Source organism: Streptomyces sp. NPDC059499 (assembly GCF_042749285.1).
GTDB lineage: Bacteria > Actinomycetota > Actinomycetes > Streptomycetales > Streptomycetaceae > Streptomyces.
Window position 1 is genome coordinate 466,948 of sequence record NZ_JBHYTT010000002.1, and the last position, 19,302, is coordinate 486,249.

Annotated in this window: 16 protein-coding genes and 2 tRNA genes; 5 read left to right on the forward strand and 13 right to left on the reverse strand. The window is 68.5% G+C overall.

The annotated features are described in order from the left end of the window. The first annotated feature begins 45 nt into the window (after positions 1-45). Positions 46-300 carry a cell division protein CrgA gene (gene crgA / locus ACFW9O_RS07515; RefSeq protein ID WP_329209142.1) on the forward strand — a complete coding sequence of 85 codons (255 nt, stop codon included), beginning with the start codon at positions 46-48 and terminating at the stop codon, positions 298-300. Positions 301-557: 257 nt separating this feature from the next. Here crgA and ACFW9O_RS07520 read toward each other — a convergent pair whose 3' ends face one another. Beyond that, positions 558-1,466, reverse strand: coding sequence for a rhomboid family intramembrane serine protease (locus ACFW9O_RS07520; protein WP_351166501.1), 909 nt, complete (start codon positions 1,464-1,466; stop codon positions 558-560). Positions 1,467-1,695: 229 nt separating this feature from the next. Further along, positions 1,696-2,223 (reverse strand): peptidylprolyl isomerase, encoded by a 528-nt coding sequence (locus tag ACFW9O_RS07525; protein ID WP_384606184.1) that lies wholly within the window; start codon positions 2,221-2,223, stop codon positions 1,696-1,698. A 349-nt stretch (positions 2,224-2,572) separates the two neighbouring features. Here ACFW9O_RS07525 and ACFW9O_RS07530 point away from each other — a divergent pair, with 349 nt between their 5' ends. Continuing rightward, complete coding sequence (locus tag ACFW9O_RS07530; RefSeq protein ID WP_351166505.1) at positions 2,573-3,298, forward strand: DUF5324 family protein; 726 nt, start codon at positions 2,573-2,575, stop codon at positions 3,296-3,298. Positions 3,299-3,697: 399 nt separating this feature from the next. Here the strand turns inward: ACFW9O_RS07530 and ACFW9O_RS07535 are convergent. Further along, positions 3,698-3,770: transfer RNA gene (locus ACFW9O_RS07535), tRNA-Ala, on the reverse strand. A gap of 170 nt (positions 3,771-3,940) precedes the next feature. Here ACFW9O_RS07535 and ACFW9O_RS07540 point away from each other — a divergent pair. Together ACFW9O_RS07540 and ACFW9O_RS07545 are read left to right on the forward strand one after the other, a co-directional pair. Further along, the gene (locus tag ACFW9O_RS07540; RefSeq protein WP_266922196.1) at positions 3,941-4,489 is read left to right on the forward strand and encodes a DNA-binding protein; all 549 of its coding nucleotides are present in this window, start codon (positions 3,941-3,943) and stop codon (positions 4,487-4,489) included. Positions 4,490-4,595: 106 nt separating this feature from the next. Continuing rightward, on the forward strand, positions 4,596-5,978 hold the full coding sequence (locus ACFW9O_RS07545) for a serine/threonine protein kinase (RefSeq protein ID WP_384606187.1): 1,383 nt from the start codon (positions 4,596-4,598) through the stop codon (positions 5,976-5,978). A gap of 24 nt (positions 5,979-6,002) precedes the next feature. On the opposite strand, the gene ACFW9O_RS07550 is transcribed toward ACFW9O_RS07545, so the two are convergent. The 3 genes from ACFW9O_RS07550 to ACFW9O_RS07560 all read right to left on the reverse strand — a co-directional run bounded on the left by ACFW9O_RS07550 (position 6,003) and on the right by ACFW9O_RS07560 (position 9,595). Continuing rightward, a complete protein-coding gene (locus tag ACFW9O_RS07550; RefSeq protein WP_384606190.1) occupies positions 6,003-7,340 on the reverse strand; it encodes a hypothetical protein in 1,338 nt (445 codons plus the stop codon). Beyond that, the gene (locus ACFW9O_RS07555) at positions 7,337-9,286 is read right to left on the reverse strand and encodes a VWA domain-containing protein (protein ID WP_384606193.1); all 1,950 of its coding nucleotides are present in this window, start codon (positions 9,284-9,286) and stop codon (positions 7,337-7,339) included. Before ACFW9O_RS07555 ends, ACFW9O_RS07550 begins: the two co-directional genes overlap by 4 nt. A gap of 174 nt (positions 9,287-9,460) precedes the next feature. Beyond that, on the reverse strand, positions 9,461-9,595 hold the full coding sequence (locus ACFW9O_RS07560) for a DLW-39 family protein (protein ID WP_003958712.1): 135 nt from the start codon (positions 9,593-9,595) through the stop codon (positions 9,461-9,463). Between the two features lie 294 nt (positions 9,596-9,889). Here ACFW9O_RS07560 and ACFW9O_RS07565 point away from each other — a divergent pair, with 294 nt between their 5' ends. Then, positions 9,890-10,264, forward strand: a complete 375-nt coding sequence (locus tag ACFW9O_RS07565) for a DUF6344 domain-containing protein (protein WP_384606196.1) — start codon at positions 9,890-9,892, stop codon at positions 10,262-10,264. A gap of 354 nt (positions 10,265-10,618) precedes the next feature. On the opposite strand, the gene ACFW9O_RS07570 is transcribed toward ACFW9O_RS07565, so the two are convergent. The 7 genes from ACFW9O_RS07570 to gnd all read right to left on the reverse strand — a co-directional run bounded on the left by ACFW9O_RS07570 (position 10,619) and on the right by gnd (position 19,236). Next, a tRNA-Ile gene (locus ACFW9O_RS07570) sits at positions 10,619-10,692 on the reverse strand. 70 nt (positions 10,693-10,762) lie between these two features. Next, positions 10,763-11,359, reverse strand: a complete 597-nt coding sequence (locus tag ACFW9O_RS07575) for a DUF3566 domain-containing protein (protein WP_329209125.1) — start codon at positions 11,357-11,359, stop codon at positions 10,763-10,765. A gap of 93 nt (positions 11,360-11,452) precedes the next feature. Next, on the reverse strand, positions 11,453-14,080 hold the full coding sequence (gene gyrA / locus ACFW9O_RS07580) for a DNA gyrase subunit A (RefSeq protein ID WP_351166516.1): 2,628 nt from the start codon (positions 14,078-14,080) through the stop codon (positions 11,453-11,455). Positions 14,081-14,126: 46 nt separating this feature from the next. Further along, a complete protein-coding gene (gene gyrB, locus ACFW9O_RS07585) occupies positions 14,127-16,196 on the reverse strand; it encodes a DNA topoisomerase (ATP-hydrolyzing) subunit B (RefSeq protein ID WP_351166518.1) in 2,070 nt (689 codons plus the stop codon). Between the two features lie 403 nt (positions 16,197-16,599). Beyond that, positions 16,600-17,178 (reverse strand): DUF721 domain-containing protein, encoded by a 579-nt coding sequence (locus ACFW9O_RS07590; protein ID WP_384606199.1) that lies wholly within the window; start codon positions 17,176-17,178, stop codon positions 16,600-16,602. Continuing rightward, positions 17,175-18,305: a DNA replication/repair protein RecF gene (recF, locus tag ACFW9O_RS07595; protein ID WP_329209123.1), complete on the reverse strand. Its 1,131-nt coding sequence runs from the start codon at positions 18,303-18,305 to the stop codon at positions 17,175-17,177. The genes ACFW9O_RS07590 and recF overlap by 4 nt, the downstream gene beginning before the upstream one ends. 52 nt (positions 18,306-18,357) lie before the next feature. Further along, complete coding sequence (gnd, locus tag ACFW9O_RS07600) at positions 18,358-19,236, reverse strand: phosphogluconate dehydrogenase (NAD(+)-dependent, decarboxylating) (RefSeq protein WP_384494699.1); 879 nt, start codon at positions 19,234-19,236, stop codon at positions 18,358-18,360. Positions 19,237-19,302: the final 66 nt, after the last annotated feature.

A 19,302-nucleotide genomic window follows, 5' to 3' on the forward strand; every position in this document is an offset into this window, starting at 1 on the left:
CAGATCCCTGCGCGGTCACGCAGCGCATCGACAGGAGAGCCCCTCGTGCCGAAGTCACGTATCCGCAAGAAGGCCGACTTCACGCCTCCCCCGGCGAAGCAGGCAACCAACATAAAGCTGACCAACCGCAGTTGGGTGGCGCCGGTCATGCTGGCGCTCTTCCTGATCGGGTTGGCCTGGATCGTGGTCTTCTACGTCACCGAGGGTGATCTTCCGATCGACGCCCTGGGCAACTGGAACATTGTGGTCGGCTTCGGCTTCATCGCCGGCGGCTTCGGCGTCTCCACCCAGTGGAAGTAGCAGCCCTGCCCTGAAGTTACCCACAGAGTTATCCACAGTCAGGGGAAAAGGTCAGACGATCTGTGGATAACTTCCGTCGAAGTTGACGCCGGTGTGACTGCACACTCTCGCATCGCGGGAGGGTACGCCCCTTGTCCTGACTGGAAAAACCCAGTTCAGCGACAAGGGGCACACCTGTTCCCCACGTCATGCACAAGATCCGGCACACTCTGTGGACAACTCAGCCCCAGGCTCTGCACCTGAACACCTGATTCCGCTCAGGTGAGCGCTGCGGTCCTGGCGAGGACGATCCCTACGACCGCCACCAGGACCAGCGCACAGGCTCCGTACTGCACGAGATTCCGGTGTTCACGCGGTGCGTGCACCATGGCGATCGCGATCAGCGTGCCGGCGACCAGTCCGCCGACGTGCGCCTGCCAGGCGATACCGCCCCACGGGTTGAAGGTGAAGATCAGGTTCACCACGAGGAGCGCGATCACCGGCCGCATGTCGTAGTTCAGCCGGCGCATCAGCACGGCAGTGGCGCCGAGCAGCCCGAAGACGGCACCGGAAGCCCCGAGCGAACCCTGCGCGGGATCGGAGATCCAGTAGGTGAGCGCGCTGCCCGCAAGGCCGGAGAGCAGGTAGAGCGTGAGGTAGCGGGCGCGGCCGAGCGCTTCTTCCAGCGGCCCGCCGAGCCACCACAGGCCCAGCATGTTGAAGGCGATGTGCCACACCTCCTGGTGCAGGAACATCGATGTCGCCAGGCGATACCACTGCCCCTCGGCAACCCCCTCGACGCCGGCCCCCGCGTCGCCCGAATAGGCACGGCCGAACAGCAGGAGATCGTCCACCAGCCAGGACCTGCCGGTGACCCATACGGCGACGAACACCGCGAGATTGATCCCGAGCAGGATCTTGGTGATCAGCCGGGGATCCTCCGCGACGGTGCCGCCCGCCAGGGTGCGCGGACGGTTCGCCGCCGGGTGGTGCCCCGTACCGGATCCTTCACGGACGCACTCCGGGCACTGGAAGCCGACCGAGGCGCTGATCATGCACTCGGTACAGATGGGCCGCTCGCACCGTACGCAGCGGATCCCCGTCTCCCTGCCCGGGTGCCGGTAGCACGTGAGTGGACCCTCCGTGCCCGATGACGGGTCCTGGCCTTCTGGCGGCTGCTGCTCCATCGGTCATGGCCCCTTCGGTCCTCGTCCGTGGAGGCGGCGCACATGCCACCGCCCCGCTCGCCCGTTATGCAACAGTACGGACAAGCAGGGCGGTTGGTTCCCCACGCGGGACCCACGGGTTCCTGCGGGATCCGGGTTCCTGCGGGATCCCACAAGGTTTTCCACAGGGTCCCGCAACGTTTCCCGCACGCGGTGCCCTCGCGTGGCGGCGGCCGACGGCCGGCTGCGGTCAGCGGGTCTCGATGACGACCGACTCGATGACCACGTCCTTCAGCGGACGGTCGGTGCGCGGGTTGGTCGGAGCCGCCGCGATGGCGTCCACGACCTTCTTGCCGGCCTCGTCCACGACCTCACCGAAGATGGTGTGCTTGCCCGTCAGCCATGCGGTGGGCGACACCGTCAGGAAGAACTGCGAACCGTTGGTGCCCGGGCCCGCGTTGGCCATCGCCAGCAGGTAGGGCTTGTTGAAGCCGAGGTCCGGGTGGAACTCGTCGCCGAACTCGTACCCCGGGCCGCCCGTGCCGTTGCCCAGCGGGTCGCCGCCCTGAATCATGAATCCGCTGATGACACGGTGGAAAACGGTGCCGTCGTACAGCCTGTCCGTCGACTTCTGACCGGTCGACGGGTTCGTCCACTCGCGCTCGCCCGTGGCGAGCTCGACGAAGTTCTTGACCGTCTTGGGCGCGTGGTTCGGCAGAAGCCGGATCTCGATGTCGCCTTGGCTGGTCTTCAAGGTGGCGTAAAGCTGCTCGGCCACGATCTGCCTTCCGTAAGTCTTCGCTGACGACCACCGATACTCGCACGGAGCACCCCCTCCGCCGCCCGGTCGCCGCCCCGGTAGCCGGCCGCACTCACCTTGTTGCCCGCGTCCGGGCACCCTTCGGACACATCCGGCGGGATAAATGCGGCCAAGTGCGCGACGACGCGGCGCGCACCGGCGCGAACCGTGGCATTGTCGTCGGCACGCTCCCCTTGCACCGCATTGACCGAGAGTGCCCCTCATGACCCGGATGCCCGTCCCGCATGGCGCGGACGACCCCAGCAGGCATGATTTCGAAATGGGTGGATAGGCGGAGTACCTACCCGCCACCAAGGAGGAGGATCCCGTGACCCGCATCGACAGCGTGCGCGCCGCAACCTACTCGGCGAAGGACAGCGCGCAGCACGCCGCGGAAGTGGTGGCGCCCTACGCCGACACGGCCAAGGAACAGGCCGCGCACTACGCGCAGGAGGCTCGCGCACTGCTCGCGCCCAAAGTGTCGAAGGCAGCCGCGCAAGCCCGTGTCCAGTACGACGCGTATCTGGCACCACGTATCGAACAGGCGCTGACCCACGTGCCCCCCAAGGTCGACGATGCCGCACACCGCGCGGCCGTCCGGACCCGCAGGGCGGCCCGAAGCGCAGCCGACTACACCGTTCCGCGGGTCGAGCACGCGGTCGCCGTGGCCCAGCCCGTCGCCGAGGAGGCCACCGCCCGCAGCGCCGCCGCACTCGCCGCGCTGCGCGGCCAGGTGACGGCCAAGGAGATCCAGAAGCTCATCAGGAAGCACGAGCGACGGGCCAGGGCCGGCCGGGTGGCCAAGGGGCTGCTCGTGCTGGGCGCCCTGGCGGGCGGCGCATTCGCCGCCTGGAAGTGGTGGGACAAGCAGGCCAACCCCGACTGGCTGGTCGAGCCTCCGGTCGCCACCGAGGTTCCCGACGACCGCACCCCGCTGACCTCGGTCGACGGCAGCGGCGGGGCAGTACTCGACCCGGAGGTCAGGGCCAAGCAGGACGACGCCGAAGCCGGCTCGGAGACCGCGGACGGCAACGACCGCGACGACCGTCGCTGAGCACACGCTCAACGCCCAGCGCGAGAGGGGCGCCGAGGACCTCACGGCCTTCGGCGCCCCTCTCTGCTGTGTGGTGCACGAGTACCCAGGGCGTGGACGGCTCGATCGGCTGAGAGGTCTCTCTCGGCCACGGAACATCGACAGCACCCGGCCGTACGTCGCCGTACCCACGGCGCCGGATCCTCGGGCCGCCGGTACGAGCCGGCGCTGAGCCGGAGATCACAGCGACCGAAGAACCACGCGGCCGAAGGGCGCCCCGCACACCGTGGGCGCCACCGCTTCGCCGGCAGCGCGGGTGCGCAACGCCCCCTCGGGCCCCGACGGCCCCGACGGCCCCACCGATGGGTACGAAAATGCCCCCTGACCTGCGTTACCGCAGGTCAGGGGGCATTTTTGCTGTGGAGCCTAGGAGATTCGAACTCCTGACATCTGCCTTGCAAAGGCAGCGCTCTACCAACTGAGCTAAGGCCCCGAAAAGGGGACAGCACCGGACACTTGCGTGTCACGACGTCCGCCGCAGAACAGAGTACCGGGTGACCCCCTGAATCTTGCAAAAGGATTGGGACTCCCGGTCTGCAACCGCTCTCCGTAAGATGCACGACGAGGTTCGCAGCAGCGAAGCCGCAGCGAAGGGGAGACGCAATGGACGCCGCGCAGCAAGAGGCAACGGCTAGAGCCCGGGAGCTCCAGCGCAGCTGGTACGGAGAGCCGCTGGGGGCGCTCTTCCGCAGGCTGATCGACGATCTGGGCCTGAACCAGGCCCGGCTCGCCGCGGTGCTCGGGCTGTCCGCCCCCATGCTCTCCCAGCTGATGAGCGGCCAGCGGGCCAAGATCGGCAACCCCGCGGTGGTCCAGCGCGTCCAAGCCCTGCAGGAACTCGCCAGTCAGGTCGCCGACGGCAGCGTCAGCGCGGGAGAGGCCACCGACCGCATGGAAGAGATCAAGAAGTCCCAGGGCGGCTCCGTCCTGACCAACACCGGCCAGACCACGACCACCGGAGGGGCACCCACCGTCCGCCGCGTGGTCCGAGAGATCCAGTCGCTGCTGCGGTCCGTCGCCGCGGCCGGCGACATCATCGATGCCGCGGACTCCCTCGCCCCGACCCACCCCGAACTGGCAGAGTTCCTCAGGGTGTACGGAGCAGGGCGCACCGCCGACGCGGTCGCGCACTACGAAGGCCACCAGAGCTAGACAGACCCTCAGGCCCGGGGAGCAGGGTCCCGCTCGACGGGGCCCTGGCATGATCCCGACGGCCCGGGACACAGCCGAAACCGGAACGGGGAGCGGGCGCAGCGCAATGGGTGAGGTCTTCGCTGGTCGGTACGAACTGATCGATCCGATCGGACGTGGTGGGGTCGGCGCCGTCTGGCGCGCCTGGGACCACCGGCGCCGCAGGTATGTGGCGGCCAAGGTCCTGCAGCAGAGCGACGCGCACACGCTGCTGCGCTTCGTCCGTGAGCAGGCACTGCGGATCGAGCACCCCCATGTCCTCGCTCCCGCGAGCTGGGCCGCCGACGACGACAAGGTCCTGTTCACGATGGACCTGGTCAGTGGCGGATCGCTGGCCCATGTCATCGGCGACTACGGCCCGCTGCCCCCGCGCTTCGTCTGCCTCCTGCTCGACCAGCTGCTGTCCGGGCTGTCGACGGTGCATGCCGAGGGCGTCGTGCACCGGGACATCAAGCCGGCCAACATCCTGATGGAGGCCACCGGAACCGGCCGGCCGCATCTGCGGCTCTCCGACTTCGGTATCTCCATGCGCAAGGGCGAGCCGCGCCTGACCGAGACCAACTATGTCGTCGGCACGCCTGGTTACTTCGCGCCGGAACAGATGATGGGAGCGGAGCCCGACTTCCCCGCGGACCTGTTCGCCGTCGGTCTGGTCGCGCTCTACCTGCTGCAGGGGCAGAAGCCCGACGCCCAGGCGCTCATCGAACACTTCGCCGCGCACGGCACCCCAGGCGCACCCCAGGGCATCCCCGAGCCCTTGTGGCAGGTCCTGGCCGGTCTGCTGCAGCCCGACCCCCAGGCCCGCTTCCGGACCGCCACGGGTGCCCGCAAGGCCCTGGCGGCGGCGGTCGAGATGCTGCCGGAGACAGACACGGACAACGAGCCGGTGGAAGTCTTCGACCAGATCGGCCCCCTGCCGGACGGATTCGGCCCCGACGGGCCCGTCAACGGCTCCCAGGGCGCCCAGGGCCCCGCCAACGGCCGCCGGACGCCCACGCAGGGCCCCACGGGCGGGCAGCAGATGCCTCATCAGGCACCACAGCAGGCCCCCGTACAGCAGCCCTACGCCCAGCCGCACACCTCGATGTCGGAGACGGGCAGCTTCCACCTCGCCCCGCCCCCTCAGCAGGCGCAGCCGAACACGCCCCCCACCCCGTTCCCGGCGCACGTGGCCTCCCCTCCCTCCGCTTCCGCGCCGGACTTCGCCCAGGCCCCGACAACAGCGGTGCAGCACGATTCGTTTCCTACTCGTGCATACACCGCCCAGCACCCTCAGGTTCCGCACCCGGGCACGGCAGTTGTCCCGCCCGCCACCGGCCACCTCGTCCACGGGAACGTCCCGCACGCTCCCCGGACGCGATCGGGACCGCCCCCGAAGGTGGCGGTCCCGGTTCTGCTCGTTGCTCTGATCTGCTTCGCGGTGGGCATCTGGGCGCTGACCCAGACCTGACGGTCGGGCCCGCCCGGAGGGCGCCTACCAGGCCTGGGGAGGTCCGCCGAACGGCGGCTGCCCACCCGCGCCCGGCGGCACAGCGGCCGGTTCGGTTCGGCGCCTGGCCATCAGCGTCCACGCCCCGAGCCCGAGCACCAGCACGGAACCCGTGCCGATCCCCGCCGCGGCCACCATCTTCATGGTGTCGCTCTCGCGGGCCTGGGGCGCGCTCTGCCCGGTCTCGGCCATGTCCTTGTCCTCTTCGGTGACGCCGAAGATCCCTGCGTCTCCCTTGTAGGGCGTCGGACCGGCCTCGTCACGCACATTGATCCTGAGAGTCAGTCCGATCCCGGTGTCCCCGTAGTGCTCGGCGGCCTCCGGGGTGAGCGTCACCGACAGGTAGTACCAGCCCGCGAACCGCATGGCTGCGACTTTCGAACTCGAGGCGTAGCGGTTCTCGTACGCGACGGCGGGCAGCGGGTCCAGAGCGCCCGAGACGGGCGCCCCGGAGTAGGACAGCGTCGCGTCGTCGACATGACCGCGCGCCGGATTGTCCAGCGACAGCGCCAGCGCGTTGCCGAGGTACTCGGTCGAGGCGTTGTTGTTGCTGAGCGAGGCCGAGGCGAAGATCCGCTGACCCCAGTCGACCGGCACACGGTAGAAGCGCGTCTGTCCGGGCGTGATGCTGTCCACCCACTCGCCGGACTTCACACTGGTGGCGTCGTAGTAGCTGCTGCCACCGGCCCGCTTCTGCTTCCCGGCGGGGGGAGCGGGCGAGGCGGACGACCAGTTCTCCGGCGCCTCGGTCGGCAGCGAGCCGGCGTCCTTCAGCGCCGGCTCCGCGTCGTACCGCAGCTCCAGGTCCCACTCGTCCGAGGCCGATGTCGCCTTGCTCTCACGCTCGATCAGCACGTTGTACGTGCCGGCCGCGCTGCACGGGTCGTCGCTGTCCTCCACGGTCCGATGGGCGTAGGCGGCGATCGGACGCGGGAACTCCGCCGATTCGAAGATCGCGTCCTCGGAACTGCACCGGGTGTCGTCGAGGTCCCTGATGCTGACCGTGATGCCGTCCCCGTAGGCGACCTTGCCGGCCTTCCTCGGCACGACCACCGCGGAGACGTACGCGTTGGTCGTGGTGTCGAGTTCCAGGCGGTAATAGAGCTTCTGGCCCCGCTGAATCGAACTCCTGTAGACCGACCCCGGCTTCAGTTCCTCAGCGTCGGCGTTCGTCTCCGTGCCCTTGACCGTTGTCGCCGCAGGATCGAAGGCGTACGAGCCGGGACCATCGGCCGCGTGCGCCTGTCCCGGCAGCACCAGCGCGGCGCACACAGCCGCGATCGATGCCAGGATCACCCGGCCCCTGTTGCGCTGCCTGTTCACGCACTTCCCCTTGTCGTCCGCCGGCCCGGCCTGCGACGACCGCGTACGAAGAGGAGCCCCGCGATCAGAGTGACCACGGCGCCCGCCCCTGCCGCGGTCGCGATGCCGGTCCATCCTGCCCCGCCCGAACCACTGCTGTCTGCGGCCACAGGCGATTTGCCGCCATCGTCCGCCTTCGTGTCACCGGACTTCCTCGTCGACACGGGAGCTCCGTGCTGGGGGCCCGCGAGAGCGTCACCGAGGACCCCCACGCGCAGCACCACGCCGATCCTGGGGTGCTCGGCGATCTGCGCGGCCTTCGCCCCCAAGGTCACCGCGATGTAGAAGTCGCCCCCGGCGTGCACCGGCTGGACCGCGGACCGGGACTCGTAGCGGTTGGTCCAGGCAACCGGGACCGACCCCATCCTGATCGCGGCGGGCCTCCCGTCGTACATCGCCGTGGAGCTGAACTCACCACTGCCGCCGACCGGAAATCTGGCCGGAGTGAACAGCTGCGTCCCGCCGTAGGAGTACGTGGAGGAACCGCCCTCCACGGTCGGCTCGTTCGCGAACTCCACGTCGTAGCGCACCTGCTGGCCCCAGCCGGCCGGAACCTTGTACCAGAGGGTCTGCGAAGGCAGGATCCGGTCCCGCCACACCCCCTGGCCGAGCTCCCTGGCGTCGTTGAATCCGCTTCCTCCACGGACCTCACGCGGATCCCCCGAGGGCAGTGCGGCCTCCTTCCCGCCGTCCCCGTACTCCGGCCGGGACTGGGCCGGGGTGACCCCGTCGGCCAACGGCGCCTCCACCCCGTACAGCAGCTCCAGGGGCCAACGGGCGGCATCCGAACCCTTCTTGCTCTGCCGTTCGACCACCAGCCAGTAGCGGCCCGCGTCGTCGCAGCCGCGGCTGCCGCCCTCGGAGGGAATCCGGGAGACGGCGGAAGTCAGGGGGGTCGCCCCCTCCTTCTGGAAGAAGTGCGCGGTGTTCGTCCCGCAGAGGGAGTCACCTGCGCCGTGGGCGATGCCGGTACTCAGGGCGTCGAGGCTGTCGACGGCCGCACCGGGCTGCGGAACCGCGGTCGCCGAGAAATCGGCAGTGGACACCGCGTCGAGGTCGACCGCGTAGTACCGCTTCTCGCCCGGCCCGATGGTGCCCAGATACTGCCCGGGAGCGATCGCGGGAGCCCTGTCCGCAGTCGTCGCTCCTTCGACGCGCTCGCCCTTCAACCGGTAGCCGTCCGAGGAGAGCTGCGCCGAACGCTGCAGTTGCCTGGCGAGCGCCTCGGCATCGGGTGCGTCGTAGTAGCGCCCGTTGCCGGCCTCCGCGATGCACTCGAGCTGCTTGCGGGCCGAGCCCTTCACCTGGAAGCCCACGGTGTCGATCCGCAGCCCGACCCCCTCCTTGCCGAGCTGTTCGGCGACCTCGCACGGCTGCGGCGTCCCGCAGGTGTCCTCACCGTCGGAGACCAGGAGGATCGTGCGCGTCCCGACGCCACCGTCCGGGGGTTCGGGCAGGTCCGCCGCGGCCTTCTGCAAGGAAAGCCCGATGGGGGTGTCCCCTCTGGGCCGCACACCTGCCACGGCGCTCTTCATGGCGGCCCTGTCGAGCTTCTGCACCGGTCGTACGAGGCGGGTGTCGGTGCAGCCCCGGGGCCGGTCGGCGCCGTACACACGAAGGCCGGCCTGATAGCCGTCGGGCAGCGCATCGACCACCGCGCCCACGGCCGCACGGGCGCTCTCCATCCGGGTCCTGCCCGAGCCGTCGTCGTCGCCCATGGAACCGGAGGAGTCGAGCACCATCACCAGGCTGCTCGAGCCGTCCTGAGCGCCCGAGGCCCCCGGCCTTGCGGGTAAGGAAGCCGCGGCAGGCACTCCGCCCGCCGAGAGTGCGAGCAGCACCCCGCCGGCCAGTACCCCTGCCGTCGCCGTACGGCGACGGGTTCCCACCCTCGTCCGTGTCCCCATGGAAGCCCCCTCGACCTGAAATCCACCTGAAACCCCGGCCGCTTTGCTCTCGCAACCTATTGATTTGCTTAGGTGAATTCAAGGGCACAGGCGTCACGGTCCCGCAACAGCGGGTCCGGACAGCAAGGAGCCCCGGTCGCTCAGCGACCGGGGCTCACAGCAGGCTGTTCCGTCTCACACACCCGAACCTGCGGGCACGGAGTCGGTCGCCTCCGTCCACAGATCCTGCTCGGCGCGATCCGCCTGGATCTGGCGGTACACGAGGAGCCCGCCGATGGCAGCCAGTGCGACCAGGAGAAGCTTCTTCACCGCGCGACCTCGTCTTTCCTTGACGTAAGGGACTTCTGCCGCCCGACTATACACACCGGCCGATACCGATCGGTGACCTCCCTGGAACCCAACCGCCGCACCGTTCCCGGCACTCGCCCGGGGATCTTCCGGGCCGCTCACCACCCCCGGAAACAGCATTTCGGGACCGGTTGAACCATAAGAGTGGTGTTCATCAGAAGATCGGCGCAGCGGGGGCGTCGGTCCAGGGATTCGGCAGCCACATCCACATCATCAGGAAGGTAAGCAAACCGGACCACCTGAAAGCGAGGGGCCATGAGCACCTTCAGGGTCAAGAGCATCTGGACCGCCTTCATCACCGCCTTCTTCGCACTCCTCGCCTCGCTGGGCCTCGCCACAGCGCAGGCCACGGCGGCGCAGGCCACGGCCGCGGAGCCCACGACCACGACCCAGGAGCACACGGGTGCGACCGCGGCAACCGCGACCACCCCGTCGGTGCGATGGACCCTTCCGCGTGACAGGGCGCTGCCCCCCACGATGAAGCAGCGCATCCGCGCCGAGGCCCACGGTTCCTCACCGGCCACCCGCCAACTGTCCACGGACACCACGGACGCCGCGCACGCAACGAACAGCACCCGCTCCACCCACGGCGGCACACCTGCCGGGGACTCGTCCCCGCTACCGCCCTGAGAGCGCCTCAGACGTCACACAGGGCCCCTGGTCCGGTTCACACCGGACGGGGGCCTTTCCCGTGCGCGCGCCCCTGAGCGGCGCCCGTCCGCACGTACACACCCGGGACAGGCACTCCCCACCCGAACCCCCGCGCACCCCGCAGCCGCGTGAACCCGGGCAGCAACGGCCCATCAGGAGCCGCACCCCCTGAGCTACGACCGCAGGGGCCAGGCAGAACACACAGCCCGGGAGGCCCGTCCGAGAACAGCGGCCCTCCACGGAAGAACCGGAACCCGGAAGACGTCCGATCCGGCCGGACGACGGAAACGCAGAAGGCCCCCGGTCCGTGAGGACCGGGGGCCTTCTTGCCTGTGGGGCTAACAGGATTTGAACCTGTGGCCTCATCCTTATCAGGGATGCGCTCTAACCAACTGAGCTATAGCCCCGCCGCGCTGTGCGCTGACTTCTGAAGATTAGCGCACGTCGGGGCCAGTCCCAAAATCGATACCCGGCTGCCTACTCGTCCTCGGCCAGAGTGAGCTCCACGCCACCCACGAAGCCGGCCGACAAGTTGTAGATGAAGGCACCCAGCGTCGCCAGCGCAGTGGCCAGCACCACATCGATCACCGCGATGACCGAGGTGAAGATGAGGACACGCGGCAGCGACAGGAACGACTGCAGATCGAAGCCGTTGCTCTCGTTCGAGCCCGTGGCCTCACTGATCGTGCCGCCCACGGTGGAGAAGACGCCCATGGCGTCCATCACCATCCACAGGACCGCCGCCGCCACCACCGTGCAGATGCCCAGCGCGATGGACAGCAGGAAGCTGACCTTCATCACCGACCACGGATCGGCCTTGGCCACCCGCAGGCGCGCCTTACGGGTACGCGGAGTGGTCCGGGCCCCGGTACGGGGCCGACGCGTCGCCTGTACGCCGCCCACGCCCTGCGCTCCGCCCTGTGTGCCGCCACCCTGCGTACCGCCCGCGGGGGACGGGTACGCCTGCGGCGGGTGGTAGGGCCCCGCCTGGCCCGGTGCGGGCTCGCGCTCACCGGGCAACGGCCCGGTCGCGTACCCCTCGTACTGGGGCTGAGGTCCCCGAGTGTCCGTCACAGTTCCCCCTTGGGAGTCCGTGGCAGGGCCACGGGCACCGCTCGCTCCAGCTCCGGAAGAGGCCGGACCGGCGCCCGTGGCTCCACTCACGCTCTACTCCTCGTGCTCCCCGGCCGAGGGCTCCGTGCCCTCGGCAGTGCCCTCGACCACGCTCGCGGCATGGGCCTCGACCGTGTTGCCTTCGGCTTCATCGGTCCCGTCGACCTCTTCGGCCTCACGACCGGCCTCGGCGTTGCGTGCGATACCGACGACGGCATCGCGCTTGCCCAGATTGATCAGTTGGACGCCCATGGTGTCACGGCCCGTCTCCCTGACTTCATTGACTCGCGTACGAATCACACCGCCGCCCAGCGTGATGGCGAGGATCTCGTCCGTCTCCTCCACCACCAGCGCCCCGACGAGCGATCCCCGGTCCTCCACGATCTTGGCGGCCTTGATACCCAGACCACCACGACCCTGGACGCGGTACTCGTCGACAGCGGTCCGCTTCGCGTAACCACCATCGGTCGCAGTGAACACGAACGTACCGGGCCGGACAACATTCATCGAGAGCAGTTCGTCGCCCGCGCGGAAACTCATGCCCTTGACACCCGAAGTGGCACGGCCCATCGGGCGCAGCGCATCGTCCGTCGCAGTGAACCTGATCGACTGGGCCTTCCTGCTGATGAGCAGCAGGTCGTCCTCGGCCGACACCAGCTCCGCACCGATCAGCTCATCGTCCGCACCGCTCTCCGTCTCACGGAGGTTGATGGCGATGACACCACCGGAACGCGGCGAGTCGTAGTCCTTCAGCGACGTCTTCTTCACCAGGCCGCCCTTCGTGGCCAGGATCAGGTAGGGCGCCGCCTCGTAGTCACGGATCGCCAGGATCTGCGCGATCTGCTCGTCCGGCTGGAACGCCAGCAGGTTCGCCACGTGCTGACCACGCGCGTCCCGCCCGGCATCCGGCAGCTCGTACGCCTTCGCCCGGTACACCCGGCCCTTGTTCGTGAAGAACAGCAGCCAGTGGTGCGTCGTCGACACGAAGAAGTGGTCGACGATGTCGTCTTCCTTGAGCTTCGTCCCGCGCACACCCTTGCCGCCGCGCTTCTGCGAACGGTAGTCGTCCGTCTTCGTGCGCTTCACATAGCCGCCGCGGGAGATCGTGACGACGATGTCCTCCTCGGCGATCAGGTCCTCGATGGACATGTCACCGTCGAAGGGCACCAGCTTGGAACGCCGGTCGTCGCCGAACTTCTCGACGATCGCCGCCAGCTCCTCGCTGACGATCTGACGCTGCCGCTCGGGCGACACCAGGATCGCGTTGTACTCGTTGATCTTCGCCTGGAGCTCGTCGTGCTCGGCGGTGATCTTCTGGTGCTCCAGCGCGGCCAGCCGGCGCAGCTGCATCTCCAGGATCGCGTTCGCCTGGATCTCGTCGATCTCCAGCAGGCCCATCAGGCCCTCGCGCGCGATCTCCACCGTGTTGCTGCGACGGATGAGTGCGATGACCTCGTCGATCGCGTCCAGCGCCTTGAGCAGACCGCGCAGGATGTGCGCCCGCTCCTCCGCCTTGCGCAGGCGGAACTTCGTACGCCGGACGATGACCTCGATCTGGTGCGTCACCCAGTGCCGGATGAACGCGTCGATCGACAGGGTGCGGGGCACGCCGTCGACGAGCGCCAGCATGTTCGCGCCGAAGTTCGTCTGCAGGTCGGTGTGCTTGTACAGGTTGTTCAGCACGACCTTGGCGACGGCGTCACGCTTCAGCACGACCACCAGACGCTGGCCGGTCCGCGAGGACGTCTCGTCACGGACGTCCGCGATGCCGCCGACCTTGCCGTCCTTCACCAGGTCGGCGATCTTCTGCGCGAGGTTGTCGGGGTTGGTCTGGTACGGAAGCTCCGTGACCACCAGGCACTGACGTCCCTGGATCTCCTCGACCGCCACGACCGCACGCATCGTGATGGAGCCACGGCCCGTGCGGTACGCGTCCTCGATGCCCTTGCGGCCCACGACGAGCGCGCCCGTCGGGAAGTCCGGGCCCTTGATGCGCTCGAGCAGGGCGTCCAGGAGCTCCTCGTGCGAGGCTTCCGGGTGCTCCAGGTACCACTGCGCACCGGCCGCGACCTCGCGGAGGTTGTGCGGCGGGATGTTGGTGGCCATACCGACGGCGATGCCCGCCGAACCGTTGATCAGCAGGTTCGGGAAGCGCGCCGGGAGAACCACCGGCTCCTGGTTGCGGCCGTCGTAGTTGTCCTTGAAATCGACGGTCTCCTCGTCGATGTCCCGGACCATCTCCATGGACAGCGGCATCATCTTGCACTCGGTGTACCGCATCGCCGCGGCCGGGTCGTTGCCCGGAGAACCGAAGTTGCCGTTGGAGTCCACGAGCGGCATGCGCATCGACCAGTGCTGCGCCAGTCGCACGAGCGCGTCGTAGATCGAGGAGTCGCCGTGCGGGTGGTACGTACCCATGACGTCACCGACGACACGGGCGCACTTGTAGAAGCCCTTCTCGGGCCGGTAGCCACCGTCGTACATCGCGTACAGCACCCGGCGGTGGACGGGCTTCAGACCGTCCCTCACGTCGGGCAGCGCACGCGACACGATGACGGACATCGCGTAGTCGAGGTAGGAGCGCTGCATCTCCGTCTCGAGCCCCACGGGCTCGACACGCATGCCCACACCCGCGACCGCGGGTTCCTCTTCAGGTGTCACAGGGGTGTTCTCGTCGGCCATTGCTGGTCAAAGTCCTTTCGCGCTGCGGCTTGCTTGTACGGCCGACTCAGATGTCGAGGAAGCGGACGTCCTTGGCGTTGCGCTGGATGAACGAGCGCCGCGCCTCGACGTCCTCACCCATCAGCACCGAGAACAGGTCGTCGGCCTGCGCCGCGTCGTCCAGCGTGACCTGGCCGAGCACCCGGTGGTCCTGGTCCATCGTCGTGATGCGCAGCTCCTCGGCGTTCATCTCGCCGAGGCCCTTGAAGCGCTGGATCGAGTCTTCCTTGATCCGCTTGCCGTTCTGCTTGCCGAGCTCCACCAGAGCGTCGCGCTCACGGTCGGAGTACGCGTACTCGAAGTCGTCCCGGCCCCACTTGATCTTGTAAAGCGGCGGACGGGAGAGGTACACGTGCCCGGACTCGACCAGCGGCCGCATGAACCGGAACAGGAAGGTCAGCAGCAGGGTGTTGATGTGCTGGCCGTCGACGTCGGCGTCCGCCATCAGAATGATCTTGTGATAGCGGAGCTTCTCGATGTCGAAGTCCTCGTGGACCCCGGTACCGAAGGCCGAGATCAGCGCCTGGACCTCGGTGTTCTGAAGGATCTTGTCGATCCTGGCCTTCTCGACGTTCAGGATCTTGCCTCGGATGGGCAGGATCGCCTGGTACATCGGGTTACGGCCCGACTTCGCCGAGCCGCCGGCGGAGTCACCCTCGACGATGAAGATCTCGCACTTGGTGGGGTCGTTCGACTGACAGTCGCTCAGCTTGCCGGGCAGCGAGGCGCTCTCCAGCAGCCCCTTACGCCGGGTCAGGTCACGCGCCTTGCGGGCCGCGACGCGCGCCGTGGACGCCGCGATGCCCTTGCGGATGATGTCCGCGGCCTCGTTGGGATTCCGGTCGAACCAGTCCGTCAGCTGCTCGTGCACGACCTTCTGCACGAAGGTCTTGGCCTCCGTGTTGCCCAGCTTGGTCTTCGTCTGGCCCTCGAACTGCGGCTCGCCGAGCTTCACCGAGATGATCGCCGTCAGACCCTCGCGGACGTCCTCACCCGTGAGGTTGTCGTCCTTCTCGCGCAGCAGCTTCTTGTCGCGCGCGTACCGGTTGACCAGGGAGGTCAGCGCCGCACGGAAGCCCTCCTCGTGCGTACCGCCCTCGTGCGTGTGGATCGCGTTGGCGAAGGAGTAGACCCCCTCCGTGTACTGCGTGTTCCACTGCATCGCGATCTCGGCCGAGAGGAGTCGCTCCTTGTCCTCGGCCTCGATGTCGATCACCGACTGGTGAATGACGTCGCCCTTGCGGGAGTTCAGGTACTTCACGAAATCGACGATGCCGTTTTCGTAGTGGTACGTGACCGTGCGAGCGGCCTCTTCCTCGGCGGGCTCGACCGCGTCCGCGCTGTCCGCGCCCGCCGTCGCCTTCGCCGACTCCCGCTCGTCGGTGAGCTTGAGGGTGAGGCCCTTGTTGAGGAACGCCATCTCCTGGAAGCGGCGCGAGAGGGTCTCGAAGCTGTACTCGGTGGTCTCGAAGATGTCCCCGTCGGCCCAGAAGGTGACCGACGTACCGGACTCCTCGGTGGCCTCGTGCTGGGCCAGCGGGGCGGTCGGGACGCCGAGCTTGTAGTCCTGGGTCCAGCGGAAACCGTCCGTCCTGACCTCGACGGCGACCCGAGTGGACAGGGCGTTGACGACGGAGACTCCGACGCCGTGCAGACCGCCGGAGACGGCGTAACCGCCGCCGCCGAACTTGCCGCCCGCGTGCAGGACGGTCAGCACGACCTCGACGGCCGGCTTCCCTTCGGACGGCACGATGCCGACCGGGATGCCCCGGCCGTTGTCGATCACGCGCACCCCGCCGTCCGCGAGGATCGTGACATCGATGGTGTCCGCGTGCCCGGCCATCGCCTCGTCGACCGAGTTGTCGACGACCTCTTGCACGAGGTGGTGGAGACCGCGCTCACCGGTTGAACCGATGTACATACCAGGTCGCTTGCGGACCGCGTCCAGGCCCTCGAGGACCGTGATCGCGCTGGCGTCGTACGAGGCGGTGACCTCGCCGTGCGCACCGGCTGTGGACGGGTTGTTCTCGTTGGGGTTGCCGGAATCGGCCACGAAGCGCCCTTTCTGGCACAGCACAGGCCGTTCTCCGGACAGGCGGGAGCGGCTGCGTCGTTCGGCTTGTATCGACGACTCCCGCACAGAAGCGGGATTGCGCACCAGTCTACCGGTAGCGCCGACATGAATGGGGGTTTGCCGGTACCTGAGTCCGCATGTGCCGCCCTGAATGAGCGCCCGCCGACTCCCCATATTCAGGAAGGGGCTCTGAGAGGCTCACGCGGGCATTGAGCGCTTCGGCCTGTCAACCTCCCACTACGGTGAGGGACGCCTCACACTCGACGCCCGGCACGAATCACCGCACAACCGTGCATTCAGGTAGACAAGGACAACCCGCGCAACGGCACCGAAGAGGGCGGTCCGCCCCTCGCGAAAACCCGGCACCGGCCGTGATCGCAGGAGCCCGGAGCAGGAAAATGCCTGCTCAGCCGTAGGTGTCCCCCGGGCCCGTACTCCCCGGCGCCCGCAGCGGACCGAATTTGCGCTGCGGGCCACCGGGCCCCAGCACCTTGATCATCCTCACCGTGCCATGGCCCAGATCCGTGTTCAGCCTGGCCACCAGCTGAGGTGCCAGCAGCCGCAGCTGCGTCGCCCACGCCGTCGAATCGCACTGCACCGTCAGCACCCGCTCGGCCGGATCCTCGTCGTACCGCAGCGGCACACAGTGATTGGCCAGATCGTCACCCACGATCTGCGACCACCGCCCCATCACACCGCCCACGGCCGCCGGAGTCTCCCAGCCCCGCTCAGTGATCAACCGGTTGATCGCCGACCCCAGAGCCAACGGATCACGGCCGTCGGAGCGCGCGCCCGACCTCAGCCCACCACCACGCCTGGCCTGCTTCTTCTGCTGCGCGGCATCACCGCGGGCACGGGCCTGCTCCTTCGCCGCACGCAGCGCCACCCGCGCCAGATCGACACCCGACGCCTCGGGCTGCTTCGCCGCCGCACCGCTCACCGGATCCGGCAACGCCCGCCCGCCGTTCTCCGCCCGGCCGCTCACAGCCGCTCCACCTCACCCGCGGACACCGCGTACCGGGCACCCGCCAGCACACCCGGGACGTCGTCGTCGACCGCCGCAGTGACCAGCACCTGCTCGCCCGGTGCCACCAGCTCCGCCAGGCGCTCACGACGCCGCGCGTCGAGCTCGGCGAACACGTCGTCCAGCACGAGCACCGGCTCATTGCCCTCGGAGCGCAGCAGGTCGTACGAGGCCAGCCGCAGCGCCAGCGCGTACGACCAGGACTCCCCGTGGCTCGCGTACCCCTTCGCCGGCATCCCGCGCAGCCCCAGCACCAGATCGTCACGATGCGGACCGACCAGCGTCACGCCTCGCTCGATCTCCTGCTTGCGGGCCTGTACGAGCGCCGCCATCACCTGCTCGTACAACTCCTCACGGGTGCGCGCGGGCTCGACGTCGGCACCGACCGAGCTGCGGTACTCCAGGGTCACGGGACCACCGCCCGGCGCCACGTCCGCGTACGCCTTGTCCGCGAGCGGCTGCAGCGTCGCGATCAGGTCCAGCCGTTGGGCCAGCAGCTCGGCCCCGACCTGGCCCAGATGCTGGTCCCACACGTCCAGCGTGGACAGATCCATCGACCGGCCACCGTGCCGGCGGGCCATCGCCGCGGACTTCAGCAGGGTGTTGCGCTGCTTCAGCACCCGCTCGTAGTCGGACCGGACACCCGCCATACGCGGCGAACGCGCCGTGATCAGCTCGTCCAGGAAGCGGCGACGCTCACCCGGGTCGCCCTTCACCAGGGCCAGATCCTCGGGAGCGAACAGCACGGTCCGTACTATCCCCAGCACGTCACGGGGCCTGACCTGCGACGACCGGTTGATGCGGGCACGATTCGCACGGCCCGGATTGAGCTCGAGCTCAATCAGCTGTGACCGCTCGCCCTGCGTGACCGCGGCCCGGACGACGGCACGCTCCGCGCCCATCCGCACCAGGGGGGCATCGGACGACACCCGATGGCTGCCGAGCGTCGAGAGGTAGCCGACGGCCTCCACCAGATTGGTCTTGCCCTGGCCGTTGGCCCCCACGAACGCGGTGACGCCCGGGTCGAGAGGAACCTCGACCCGGGCGTACGAGCGGAAGTCGGCCAGCGAGAGATGCGTGACGTGCATGGTCGCCGACCTTTCCGACTTCGTGCTCTGTGTTCTGCCGTGCTGCGTACTACTACTTCTTGTTCTCGACCGCGTGCCCGCCGAACTGGTTGCGCAGCGCGGCGATCATCTTCATCTGCGGGGAGTCGTCCTGCCGCGAGGCGAACCGGGCGAACAGGGACGCCGTGATCGCGGGCAGCGGCACCGCGTTGTCGATGGCGGCCTCGACCGTCCACCGGCCCTCACCGGAGTCGGCGGCGAAGCCACGGAGCTTGTCGAGGTGCTCGTCGTCGTCCAGTGCGTTGACCGCCAGGTCGAGCAGCCAGGAACGGATGACCGTGCCCTCCTGCCAGGAGCGGAAGACCTCACGCACGTCCGTGACGGAATCGACCTTCTCCAGCAGCTCCCAGCCCTCGGCGTAGGCCTGCATCATGGCGTACTCGATGCCGTTGTGGACCATCTTCGCGAAGTGGCCGGCACCGACCTTGCCCGCGTGGACGGAACCGAAGTCGCCCTCGGGCTTGAGCGCGTCGAAGATCGGCTGGACCTTCGCCACGTTCTCGGCGTCGCCGCCGTACATCAGGGCGTAGCCGTTCTCCAGGCCCCAGACACCACCGGAGACACCGCAGTCGACGAAGCCGATGCCCTTGATGCCCAGCTCCACGGCGTGCTTCTCGTCATCGGTCCAGCGGGAGTTTCCGCCGTCCACGACGATGTCGCCCGGGGAGAGCAGCTCGGCCAGCTCATCGACGGTGGACTGGGTCGCGGCACCCGCCGGAACCATCACCCACACGACGCGCGGACCCTTGAGCTTGCCCACAAGCTCTTCGAGGCTGTGGACATCGGCGACGTCCGGGTTGCGGTCGTAACCGATGACGGTGTGGCCTGCGCGGCGGATGCGCTCGCGCATGTTGCCGCCCATCTTGCCGAGGCCGACGAGACCGAGCTCCATCAGAGATTCCTTAAGCGTTGTGCCGATTCGTACCCGGGACCGAGCCTACGCCCGGCCTGGGGACAG

Excerpts from the sequence above, each read along its gene's own strand:
- ACFW9O_RS07520 (WP_351166501.1), bottom strand. The coding sequence starts at position 1,466 with ATGGAGCAGCAGCCGCCAGAAGGCCAGGACCCGTCATCGGGCACGGAG.
- ACFW9O_RS07540 (WP_266922196.1), top strand. The coding sequence starts at position 3,941 with ATGGACGCCGCGCAGCAAGAGGCAACGGCTAGAGCCCGGGAGCTCCAG.
- ACFW9O_RS07545 (WP_384606187.1), top strand. The coding sequence starts at position 4,596 with ATGGGTGAGGTCTTCGCTGGTCGGTACGAACTGATCGATCCGATCGGA.
- ACFW9O_RS07555 (WP_384606193.1), bottom strand. The coding sequence starts at position 9,286 with ATGGGGACACGGACGAGGGTGGGAACCCGTCGCCGTACGGCGACGGCA.
- ACFW9O_RS07565 (WP_384606196.1), top strand. The coding sequence starts at position 9,890 with ATGAGCACCTTCAGGGTCAAGAGCATCTGGACCGCCTTCATCACCGCC.
- gyrA (WP_351166516.1), bottom strand. The coding sequence starts at position 14,080 with ATGGCCGACGAGAACACCCCTGTGACACCTGAAGAGGAACCCGCGGTC.
- recF (WP_329209123.1), bottom strand. The coding sequence starts at position 18,305 with ATGCACGTCACGCATCTCTCGCTGGCCGACTTCCGCTCGTACGCCCGG.
- gnd (WP_384494699.1), bottom strand. The coding sequence starts at position 19,236 with ATGGAGCTCGGTCTCGTCGGCCTCGGCAAGATGGGCGGCAACATGCGC.